The organism is Undibacterium umbellatum, from assembly GCF_014284125.1.
Taxonomy (GTDB): Bacteria; Pseudomonadota; Gammaproteobacteria; order Burkholderiales; family Burkholderiaceae_D; genus Undibacterium; species Undibacterium umbellatum.
In genome coordinates, this window is record NZ_JACOFX010000021.1 from 58,898 (window position 1) to 71,127 (window position 12,230).

Here is a 12,230-nt window from a genome sequence, read left to right on the forward strand (position 1 = left end):
ACATCAATTTCTCGATCAATATCTTGTCGAGCTCATTCAGCGCGGAGAAGTCGCTTATCACCTTATCTAGACGGCGCTGCTCGCTTCATTTTCCTCGTTTGATGGTGTTTGCGGCTCTAATCGTGGGTAGAGCTTAGGGCTACGCTGATTAAGTAAACGGATTCTATTCTCAAGCGTTAAAGACTGACAACCGAACAAGACGTTTGACTTCCATGAAACAACAGACACTGGCGATGGCAGAAGATCAGAATGCGAGCTTTGAACAACATCGCAAACCGACACGACGTGACGTTTTTCTCGACACGATGCACAAGATAGTGCCGTGGAAGGAACTCTGCGCAATCATTGAACCGCACTATCCGAAGCGCGGGAACGGTCGACCACCAATTGGCCTGGAACGAATGTTACGCATCCACTTCATCCAGCATTGGTTCAACCTGGCTGACTTTGCTTGCGAAGAAGCCTTATACGATAGCGTCAGTCTGCGTCGCTTTGTTGGCATTGACCTTGGCTGTGAGTCGGTGCCCGATGCCACCACGATGCTCAAGTTCCGGCATTTGCTGGAGCAGCATAAGCTCGCTGAACAGTTATTCACGGAAGTTGGCCGCGTTCTTAGCAGCAGCGGCATGAGTTTAAAGACAGGCACGATCGTCGATGCGACCATTATTGCTGCACCGAGTTCGACCAAGAACAGTGAGAAGCAACGTGACCCCGAAATGCGGCAAACGCGTAAGGGGAAGCAATGGTACTTTGGGATGAAACTGCATATCGGCGTCGACAGCCAAAGTGGGCTGACACATAGTGCTGTTGTGACATCAGCCAACGTTCATGACAAGCATCCCCTGCCCAAGCTACTGCATGGGCGTGAAAAACGGGTGTACGGTGATAGTGCCTATGCCAGTCAAAAGAATTTGATTCTCTCCAAAGCACCAGGAGCCAAAGACTTTACCAATCAACGCATCCGCAAATCAGGGGAGATTGACGAGATTGAGCGTGGCAAGAACCGCAATAAATCGAAGATCCGAGCGCGCGTTGAGCACGTCTTTGCGGTGGACAAGCGCCTCTGGGGATTCAACAAGGTGCGGTATCGTGGTTTGGCAAAGAATGCCGCACGCGCATTTACTGCGCTGGCCTTGGCCAATATTTATTTATCGCGTCGGCACTTGCTGGTACAGGTGCGCCCATAGTGGGCAAAAATGAGCAAAAACCCCATCAATGGCCTGATCGGGGGCGCGAAAAATAGCTTGAACGACGCTTTTATCAATTGAATGTGCTACTTGGAGTTTCGTCCATCAAAAATTGATGCTTATTCAGCGTAGCCTTAGACGCCCAATTCACACGCTTACTGCCGGGTTAGCAAGACATCACCATATACCCGCATCGCGAGGGAGTACTGCGGGACGTCTCCGAAGTGTCTGGCAACAGCATCGTTAGCCGTTCCCGTAGCGTCAAGTACTGTGGCCCCTGATTCCCACGCTCTCAGGAACGGGTCGAGCCAGTTGTATGTGACCAGTACGTTGAGCGGCCAGGGTGACGCGATTACTGCACGGCTGCCCCCGTTCAAAAGTTGCTTTGGCAAGCTTGTGGTGGAGTTGTCCCAAGGATTTTTGTCGATGCGTCCCCCGCTACATACGAAGAGAATGACCAGGTCGACTCCCTCGAGTGCGTTTGCCAGAGCGGAAGGAGCCTCTACGAGCCCATTGTCATCACGAATGGTACGCAGATAGCGGCCGTCGCTACTAAGTCCTCCATGCGCGGTCACTACGGCGAGACTCACATCCTTCATATCACGAGGTAGTCGGCGGCCAGTGTCGACTGCGAAGCCGTATTCCTCAAAGCTTCCACTGAGACGGCGCAGTGCCACGTCAAGCGTTTGTGCGGTGTCAGCAGCTCGCGCATCGACACCATTGCGGTTGCCTGGTTCCTCACTATTTTCGAGCTCGGAATCTAGTTGAGCGGAGATCCAAGCCTTGTAGCCAGTTTTCTCTGAGCGCCGCGCGGTTCTTGTCGCAGCTAGCCAAGTCAGCGAAGGCACCATACCGATGGAACTCTTTGCCCCTGCTAGGTAATCCCAGCCACCGTCATCAGGCTTCATGACCACCAAATTAGCAGTCAACTGCTGAAGCACGGGTTCTGCGACGATAATTAACCTTTCGGCTTTTGGAAGGCGAACATCCAGCTGCTCCATAGTGAGATAGAAGATGTTATTTCCATCTTCACGGTCGACTTTTCCGTAATGCTTAGGAAACTCCACCAGCCACGCTTCAAAGCGCCTCCGGAACGTTTCGTAATGCCGTGGTTGCTGTATTGCGCGAACTTGGCGGTCGGCGACATGCGTGACCGATAGTTCACCCTTATCGTCCAAAGCCATAAACACAAGGTCGCAGCCGGCATCATTGAGTTCAAAGGCGTATTGTGTTGCCCAGTCCACCGTCATCACAGGCACGTCAGAGAGGAGCTTTACGGTTTGGTCGGAAAGCAGCTCGACCGCGAACGCCGCTTCGGAAGCGATGGTAGCGCCTTGAGGACTAGCGTCTAAAAGACGTCTTGCCGCCAGACCGATGTATGCATAGTCGCGAGCGACATCTGCAGCGAAGGCTGCACGTTCTACTTCGTTAAACATGGCCAGAACGTCGGCAGCAACTGGCTTCTCTGCTGAAATTGTCTTGATTGTATTGGCGACCTTGTTCCCAACTTGTTGAAGCGCCGTTTCAAGTAGCACACGTATAGCCGGAGCCACGACGCCGCCCGCGGCTTCGACCTTAGTTGCAGTTTGGCCCAGAAGCACCGCGAGGGGAAACAAACGATTTCTGTCCCCGAGTGCGCTTTCGGAAGCCGCGGCGATTTTGGCGAGGAGTTCTTGCAGCCCATCCAGGGATGTTTGGCGAGACTCCATGAGCTGCAAGCCAAGTTCAGCGGCAACAACACGGGTATCAGTGTCCGGGTCAAATCCCAGGCCTCCGAGGAGTTTTTTCATCGAGGGAAGAAACTGCCGAGAGAGGTTAAAGAGGCCAAGGTCACGCAGGATGCGATGGATGGCATATACCTCATGCCATAGGTCCGCCTTGGGAACAGCAACGTCAGTCGCGAGCGCGCAGGCCGCACCCACAAGTGCGACGACGTGATTTCGGCAACGGTGATAGATGTCGGCGAGCGCACCCCATGCCAGCCGTTGGCGAAGCAACGAGGTCTGTCCTATCAGCAATATCTGCTCTGCGAAGTCTCGCGCACGCTGAAACTGCCCCGACGTTGCAAATTGTGACGCAAGCAGGCGCATCAAGCGGATGTCGTCATCGCGCTCCTGTGTGGCGTAAGGGCACACGGCGCAAGCGATAAAAACGAGCTTTTCCATGAAGTCCAGGTCGGAGTCCTCTCCCAACTGCCCGCTTGCACGTTGGACCAGTTGCCCCAATGCGCTTATAACGTCATCCGGGGACGCGACGATGAGCTCTCGCGGGATTACGGTGACTCCGGGCTCACCACCACCTCTCTCACCCATCCAGTGAATCGCGTTAGTTATGGAAGTTTTCACTTCCTCGTTAGACAGGTCAGTTTTGGTCTCAGCTGGCACTGTCTCTGGAAGTGGTAGGTCGACTCCGCGTTCTGCCAGGTCAAGCATGGTCGAAGCGACGAGAGGTACCCCTTGGTCACCACATGACTCGACTGAGAGGAGCGAAGTGAGGTTTGACCGGATACCCTCGTCGGCTGGATAGCGCGCCAAGAACAGGAATACCGACTGAAAAAGCCCTCGGTAGTAATCGTGCTCTTCCTTTGGTACCAACTCCCTGAGCATCATTGCCCTAATGGAGTAAAGCAACACCTGGGTGGCCTGTCTTCCGTAAACCTCCGACGAAGTGATGGCACTGGCTACGTCGGCAGCTTCGCGGAATCGACCTACGCTCCTCGCGTGCATTGCGCAGCACACCGCCGCAAGTTCCAGCCATTCTTGCCCCCAACCTTGAGCCGTCTTGATGACTGTATCATAGTCCGGCTGGGAGCCGGACAGCTGCTTTTGCAGCTCCAAGTGGTGTACAGTGAAGCCAGCAGTTGTGAAGCGTTGCTCGTCACCAGGCTTTGCCTCCTGACAGTTCATGAGAAGGCGACGGTCTCGGTTCTCTCTTAGCCGCTCTGAACTTGACACAAGCGCCTCCAACCGAGCATCAAACTTCGCGATGCGGTCGTTGTCTTCGAGCTGCGTGGCAACGTCCAGTCCCTCTTCGAGCCAAATTTGGTCACCGATACCGTTTGGGCTATCGGGCAACAGTTCCTGCGCTAGGTCTTCGTCGCCGGCTTTTGCCGCGAACTGGGCGACTTGAATGGCAGCCTGTGCCGGTAGCTCAGGCAGATGAGGTTGGAGTCGTCTGAGAAGGTCAAGCGTGTCACCTATTCGCCCCATTCGGTTCACAAGCTGGACAAGTATATGCAGCTTAGTCCCCTCGGAAATGTCTAAGGCACCCAGCTCGGCCTCTACTTCTTCCAGCCGCCCTTGAACCGCCATGGATACCCAAGCCTCGCTTCGCGCAGAGAGCAGCTCCTCCATATCGCCTTCGTAACTCAACGTAAGGACATAACATTCGTCCACCGACAGAAGCTGCTGTTCATTCGCCGGCTTGCGGGGCGGAAGCTCCTGCACATGCACTAGAGCATAACTGTCTATTCCTTTAACCGCAGGAACCAGCTGTTGGCAAAGTGACGTTACATGAGGAGTCCAATGGTCCTCTGGAAGCCGCGTGACAGTCGCCCCGAACGCGGCTGGCAAGTTTACAGCAAGGTCTCGAAATCGGCTCGCCTCGGCGATCGCGATGAGTCTGCGTTGACCCTGTTTCTGTACCGTATGAATTAAATCGGCGACGACGAGCGAGGGAACGTGCAGCACCTGGACTATGCGTCGAAGGACCTTCTCCTCTTCGCTATCGACTGGAGAGCCACGCAGTTCATGGGTTGCCTTAAGCAAAGCAGCGAACACTCTCTCTTCGGTGACCTCCGTAGCTTCTACTGGCGGCAACAGAATGGAGGCGCCTTTGAAAACAGAACGCCCATCCTTATCCTTCGCTTGCGGGAGGAGAGTAGCTACAATGCGACCAACGACCTCTCGTAAAGATCCGCCTACGACAAGGTCAATGCAGCCCACATCGAAGCCTTTGCCAAATAGGACTGCCGGGTCAAACCCTTGTATTTCTTGCTTACGTTGCTGTATTCCGCTCACATCAGTCCCCTATCCTCTTGCTCAAGTCAAATTGTTGTATTTGTGATAGCGATGAGCAAGCGCTCGCAACTTGCGCTTGTGCCTAGTTACGCTGAAACATAGCCGTACATATCCGTAATTTTTTTGCTAGAAAGCATCCGGGACCATACTAATATAAAGAACACAACATTCATATCTTCCTTTAGAATTCCTTGAAGAATTTGTTCGCTAGTAGCGAGTGTAGCTCTGGTATATGTGTCATGCCGTTGCTGCACTAAAAAGCACAAGTCTTGTGGGAGCTCCATAGAGCAAAAGTCTTTGACTGTTCTAGACAAAGAAAACCAACTTGAACTCTTGCGATGCAAGTTCTAAGTTCCGCAACCTATCGTTCAAATGCTCACAAGCTAAGCCATATTTACCAGCTATCAATAGTGACTGGACGTGGCGCCGCAACCCGGGTCAGGTCCAAAATTTTGACGCCTCTCCTGGTTTTAGCTGTCGTAACCGTCCTAGGATAATTGTCTTTGCCGCCGCCGGAAAATGTTGGCAGATTTAGGCAAGTAGCACTGGATCAACAGACAGGTTTTTCTGTTGTGATTACAAAATGGTCAATATATTATATTAATTAGTTATCTTCTATTTGGAGCGAATCATGCGTTGTTACCTCGCTGTAGCGATAGGTGCGCTCTTTCTGATTAATTCAGGAAAAACTTGGGCTCAATTGGCTGACTGTGATCCTGCTGTTGCATATCGAGCCGGTCTTCGTGGTGAGTTCACGCCTGATCAGTTTGATCATTTAAAAGCCTTGGAAAGAAATTTTGCGCGCAACGGATTTTCAGATGCGTCAGCTGCGGCGCGAATAATTGCTCCTAACTACATGCGAAACTGTGTCCGGAACCGATATACGCCTGCTCAAAAAGCGGTTGGAGACCTCATAAACGAATACAGTAACCAAGCTGTTTCACGTGCCGCGGGGAAGTGGGTCGCAGATCTGCTACTGCCAAAAGCCGTTGATAAAGTCGGTGAAAAATTTGGTTCTTGGCAAGGGCCAGGTGTTGAAGCTTCAGGTGCCGTAGAAGGGTTCACTTCGATGATATCGCCTGATAGCAGCCTGATCAAAAAGGCAGTACTTATTGCATTTGCTGAGGCCAGCCTGGAAGCAAGAAAAGGTCAAGGTTCCGCTACGGCGTTGGACGTTATGCGATGGTTGAACAGTGAACGAGACAAACCATTGTCTCCTTTGTTTTCTGGGGTATCTGACGAAACTAAGGAAATTTTTTTCAACACAGCCAGGTCGCAACTGGAAAGCATTGTCCTGACCAAAGCCGAAAATCAATCTGGCGGGCTTTGGTTTGACGAACAAATGGCAAACTGGCTGGGCTTAGGTGCCAAAACGAGTGATGCTGCATTTAGAAGATATCTGGCTCAGTGGAACTCTAGTGCAGCTTTAAGCCGCGAAGAGCGCGCACAAAAAAGTAAAATCGAAGCTAAAGTAAAGGAGGCAATAGTCAATGCAAATGACGCAAAGCAATTAGCACAAAATCTTTTGTCGGAAGAAAAAGGAGTCGCAGATGCTGCTGCAATAGCCGCATCTTCGGCCTCGAAGGATAGGAATATATGGGACTTGGCAAAACAATTATTGGAACAATCAGGAGTTAATCCCAACGATGTCAATGCTGTCCAGAAATTTTCTATCTCCAACAAGCGATTGAGTTGTGCAATTGATGCCGAAAGTGAAAAGTGCCGTGCCTATGAAGCAATAGAAAAAGATGTAGTGTTTCGGATAAAAGCGAAGGTATTTTCTGACAATGCGATGAACCTAAGCCAATTAGCTAATACCGCCGCAATGGGCTTACGTGCGGTTGGTGCCAATTCAGAGGCAGTAAGGTTATTCAGTGCAGTGGCTGTTACAGCGAAAAGCAGTTCGGAAATTGCCTCGATCATTTCGCTGGCAAGTGGTTCCATTAGCCCAATGGGATGGGTAAACATCGCGTCGCATTGCCTCGATTTGGGCGGGTCTCTGGGAAGTATGTTCGCCGCAAATGGGCCAGACCCGGACGCAGAGCGGTTCGAGAAGATAATGCAAGCCTTGCAACAAATAAGCGCGCAAATAGAGGCATTAAATAAGTCAATGCTTGAACAGTTTGCCAGGCAAGACCGTCAATTTGCCGCTCTAACCGCATACAGCCAAAGCAGCTTGGCGTTACTGCAGCAATTAGTAGGAAGTGCTGGGTTTAGTGATTGTCAATATATTTCGGAGTTTGCAACGCAGACCGGAATTTCCAATCACCAACAGTTTCGGACTGCAATTTCGTCCGTCAGCAATATTATTTCAACCAAAATTCCTCAGTGTGCAACTTGGTTACAGCGCGGGTCGATGGTTACCAATTTGCAAGCTAACGGAACGATTAATGAATTGTTTTCTGCGCGCTTAGATATATTAAAGAGAGCAATGCAAATGACTGCTGCGAATGCTGCGACAAATGATGCACTTTCCGGTGAGCTATCCAAGACAAGTTCAGGCTACAAAAGCCTTTACCGACTAACTATGATGTCTTTACCCAACAACTTTGCCGTAGGTCCGGAAGGGCAAGGTGCGATGGGGGCGCTAATGCTTGTAGCCGATTCGATGCTCCAAACAGAAAAAGCAAGAATAGCCCTCGCGCAATACCGCACTTCTGGTGCCCAGATGCCGCAGGATCTTCCAGAACTATTGAATGGGTTAGGTAAAGTGGCTGCTGGTGCCTCAAATTCAGTTTCCTTGCATTCGGCAGTTTCCCGACCGCTAAATACGATCGCCATTGCCGAAATATTGCAGGCAGCTCTGCTAGTGCGCGGTGTTAGTCCGGTGTTAGCTGTTGAAAATGGAGCCTACCGTTCTCCAGCGAAAATTGACGACGCTCGAGTATTGGAGAAAATCTCTGAATCTCGGCCAAATAATTGGATGTGGGAGCTTGCGCCTTTGGCTTACATTGCAATTGCCCAAGAAGTTGCTTACAGAGGCGATTTCGCAGTACCTCTAATAAGTGAACTTCTAGCATCTGCAGAAGCTATAAGTAGTTGTCCGGAAATGCCACGGAGGGAGGAGGGGTTGACACTTTGTGAGCGTTTCGGAAAAAAATGGCTGGACATACTTTACGCAGATGCGTTACTCGCAATTAAGGAGTTCCCTGAAATTCGTGCAAACATAGCGATGTGGCGAGTTCGTGCTGAACTAAAACGGATGTTGAAACCAGAACATTCAGATGCAAACAGCATCGATCCCTATGAAACTTCACGTGGAACGAGTTTTCGACCCGAATATGGGATAGCGTTGGCTCAATCAAAGCCGCGCATGTTGCAGAATATACTTCCGACAATACCAGTTCGATATTTGAAGACAAATGACGATAGCCGGGCTTTCACCAATGAGTTGGAGCAAGGGGACCAGTGGTTTATGGAACTAGCGGGGCATTGCAGTGGCTTTGAAGATCCGGCCTTAAATGCGCGAGTTGTATGCAGAAACGGAACTTGCGTAGGCAACAAAGTGGTTAAAGATCCCTCAAACGATGTCAACTTAGTAAATGACGGAAGTCTTACTGAACCAGTAGATTCTAAGAGTGATGAATATGCCCGTTGGCAAATGAGGAAAAGGGACGTGTGTGTGGTCGCTCCTTTGCCCAGTCAGGAAGTACTAGAGTCGGGCAGATGGCGCGGACGCGCCCAGTTTTACCAAGTGATTCCTTTGGCGCAGACGTTTTTAACAACTGTAGCACACTACATCAACCTGGAAAATCGGATGAGTCTTCCAGATCAAGCGGACAAACAGGGGGGGGAGGCGATGTTGATGTCCTTCCTCTTAAAGCCGAAAAGAATCCCGTTTGTTCGATCAAAAAACCAATGAGGCAAATATGAAAAAGATTACTCTTCTAGTGTTTCTCGCATTTTTTGAATCGATTGCTATTGCTCAAACCCCGACCTTTACAACAACACAGCAAGGGACGGTCATGCCAGTCCAGTGCCTCGCTTGTATTGGAGTGCGCGACGTTCAGCTCTGGGACCCAGCTGTAGGTTATCGCGAGCCTGTCGCTGGGGATTTTGTAACGCTGGCGGATTTTTCTGCCGTGCCTGCGCTCCTTCGCTTAACAGGCCCAAATGGAGTTTTTTTTCAACAATCCACCGTCCGTCTGGCCGACCTAGGCCAAAATCCGCTTGTTCTAAAGGACAGTACGAACCAGTCGAGTTGGAACAGATTTGGTTTAGTTGGGGAGTCGTCATATAGCGGTGGCACAACCAATACCTATATCGCAGGATTAACAGTCAAGAATCAACAGCCTTGGTCCAGCATAATAAGGCAGAACAGTGTTTGCAAGGGTCCTGTGATAAGAATAGCTAAACAACTGTTGCTAGGAGGAGATGGTCGCCCGGCAGCGCCATACAACAATGTCTCAGGAATTTTTACAGAGGGAGCACCAGGTAGTGTAAGTAGTGAAGCAGGGTTGAGCAATATCGCCAACAGTCATCAGTTGCTGTGCATAGGAGAAACTGTTGATGCAGATGATTACTATAAATCTTTGGTGGATGTCCAATTAAAGGAAATGGCACGTGATCTGGCCAGCAGGACCAGTGTAGAGAAAATGCGAATTTTGATGAACGAAGTTTTGAAGAGCTACATTGCCGAATCAAATCAGGCGATTGTTGACAGTACTGCGGCAAAAGTCATTGATGAGTTGGTAAAACGTGGGGCGATAGTAAATCCAGTAGTCAAGCCAAAGAGCACAAGCCAGCGGGTTAAAAGAGTGTCTGTAAATACAGGCAAGTAATTTAATGCCCTTGGCTTTGTAAATGCTGCAACCTTCTGTTTGTGTAGATCTGCTTGAAATGGCTTGATGAACCACCTCAATGATGTGTTGTATGTCACCTTTGCCAACATTTGGATGTTTAAGAAATAACCTCTGGATTTGTGCACGTCTTAACGGATGAGGAAGCACACGAAAAATTCAGATCTAAGTGATTTTCTGCAATCGTGAAACATTCACCTCTATCATTTGAGCTTGTCGACTCGCCGGAAAGCCTTACCACGTAAGGCTTTCAGCTAAATCCCGTGTCTATTTCCGCTCGAACGTTTCACGCGGATACTCGTTTCCAATGTGGTTAAATTTGCCCATCGAATTGTAAAAAGAGAGAAATTGCAGTCCTAAAAGACTTCCTAAACTGTTAGTTTGGGGGCAAGATGGCCAAGGCTATTCAAGCTAATTTTACATTTTTGAAGGTTGGACAAACACACCCAATTTCGCGCTGGCCAGCTCTGCAATGTGGTAATTCCTGGGTTGTTTGACAGCTACGGGCAATGCCGGGCGGTGCAGCAGCTCCGCGAGGTGATGGCGAAAAACAGCGACCGTTTGCGCGTTGGCAAGTCCCCGACCGCTGCAGCCTACTTTGTGACCCATGACGACAACTACAGCATGACGAACGACAGCGGGTACACTGTCATTACAGCAACTTTATAAGCCAGGTAGATCAAGCCATGAAATGCGTTATCAAGGAGAATTGGGATGTGTACGGGATGGCCCACCAAATGGTGGGCGAAGTGAACCCGGACGAATGGAGGCTATCACTGACAGCGACCGTGCGTTTTCCCAATGGTGCAAGCTGTGAAATGAGCCGTGACGATATGTTTCTTATCGAAGAAGGCGGGGATATCCAGGCCGCAAAAAAATTGCTCGAAGTATCAGGGTATGTGGTCAGTGAAATGACGAAGGAAGAAAAAGCCACCCTGCAGGCAGCAAAGGAATATTTGGACAGCATCTATTGCACGCTATACGCGCAAATGAAGCCAGTCTTGGACACCTGGACAGAAGACGAGCTACACAATTTTGTGTCAGAAATGACTAAGCATGTGGCTAAGGTGCGATTAAATTTAAACACGAGGGCATGATGGATTTTTTTAAAATTGGTGATGAAAGCGCCAGTGGTTCTACCTGGAGTCGATTAGAAAACTATGTGAAACAGGAACGCCAGATGCAACCTGTTCAAAAAATCGTCATCAAGGGTGCTGTAGAGGTCATATTCAGGCGTTCCGACAAGCCGCAGCTGGTAGTGGCCGCAGAATTTAAGGAAGCCCTAGAGAGCGTTTTCACCAGTTTCAAGGGTGGTAAGCTGGTCATCGAACAGGAAACCGTCAATATTCTTTCCGGTGATAGTGGCAGTTTTACGCGTGAAAATAATGTTTTTCATGGCGGAGTGGGTCAGGTCATCATGGGCGACATGACATTTTCTGGTGGAAAAATACTCATGAACAAAGCTATAGGCCGGGTGGTCGTTGGTATTGCTCTGCCGGCGGCACCAACAATCAGCATCAAGGGCAGCGGTGACGCAACTTTAATTGACCTGGACCAGGCCGACCTTAAACTGAAAATTCAAGGGTCAGGCGATATCGCCGCTTCAGGTATGGTCGAATACCTGGATGTCGAAATAGCGGGTTCTGGTGATGTTGACGCAAGCCAGCTGGTAGCAGATCAGGCCGATCTTTCTGTATCGGGTTCAGGCGAAATTGATGCACTGGTGCGTAATGCTGTGCATGCATCGGTTCTAGGCTCTGGTGATATTGTGGTTCGCGGTAATCCGGCAACCCGCAATAGTAGGACACTCGGAACAGGCAAAATTAAGTTTAGATAGCCCTTTCCGTTTCTTAGTTTACGCAAGATTTTGCGTAGTACCATGACGAGAGCGTAACATCCCCGCAACCAGCCATGAAAAAAGGCCAAATTTGAACTAAATATTGGCCTTGTTTTAATGCTTCCATTTCATACTTAACGCAAGATTTTGCGTAGTACCATGACGAGAGCGTAACATCCCCGCAATCAGCGTTAAACGACTAATTGGTTAAATTTGCCCATCCCCCAGCTGTAAGAACTTCGCGAGAAGAAAATAGGTTCGTTCGCTTATTGCCAGCAACGGCTGACCACGAGACATGACGATGCGGTTCAAAGCTTCATCAAAGGTCAAGAGGAAAGTGGCGCACGCGCCCCGTATAAACATTGCTTGCGATGCTTGGACGAAGTCT

Annotated in this window: 6 protein-coding genes; 5 read left to right on the top strand and 1 reads right to left on the bottom strand. The window is 49.9% G+C overall.

Annotated elements, in window-relative coordinates:
* The first annotated feature begins 212 nt into the window (after positions 1-212).
* A complete protein-coding gene (locus H8L47_RS25485) occupies positions 213-1,187 on the top strand; it encodes an IS5 family transposase (RefSeq protein WP_186956521.1) in 975 nt (324 codons plus the stop codon).
* Between the two features lie 155 nt (positions 1,188-1,342).
* Here H8L47_RS25485 and H8L47_RS30350 read toward each other — a convergent pair whose 3' ends face one another.
* Positions 1,343-5,206 (bottom strand): CHAT domain-containing protein, encoded by a 3,864-nt coding sequence (locus H8L47_RS30350; protein ID WP_186956523.1) that lies wholly within the window; start codon positions 5,204-5,206, stop codon positions 1,343-1,345.
* Between the two features lie 631 nt (positions 5,207-5,837).
* Between H8L47_RS30350 and H8L47_RS25495 the strand changes: the two genes are divergently transcribed.
* From H8L47_RS25495 to H8L47_RS25510, 4 genes are all read left to right on the top strand, one after another.
* A complete protein-coding gene (locus tag H8L47_RS25495) occupies positions 5,838-9,068 on the top strand; it encodes a hypothetical protein (protein ID WP_186956524.1) in 3,231 nt (1,076 codons plus the stop codon).
* A complete protein-coding gene (locus H8L47_RS25500) occupies positions 9,046-9,987 on the top strand; it encodes a hypothetical protein (protein ID WP_222616683.1) in 942 nt (313 codons plus the stop codon). The genes H8L47_RS25495 and H8L47_RS25500 overlap by 23 nt, the downstream gene beginning before the upstream one ends.
* 704 nt (positions 9,988-10,691) lie before the next feature.
* Positions 10,692-11,102: a hypothetical protein gene (locus tag H8L47_RS25505; RefSeq protein WP_186956527.1), complete on the top strand. Its 411-nt coding sequence runs from the start codon at positions 10,692-10,694 to the stop codon at positions 11,100-11,102.
* On the top strand, positions 11,102-11,842 hold the full coding sequence (locus H8L47_RS25510) for a GIN domain-containing protein (protein ID WP_230413908.1): 741 nt from the start codon (positions 11,102-11,104) through the stop codon (positions 11,840-11,842). Before H8L47_RS25505 ends, H8L47_RS25510 begins: the two co-directional genes overlap by 1 nt.
* The last annotated feature ends 388 nt before the right edge of the window (positions 11,843-12,230 follow it).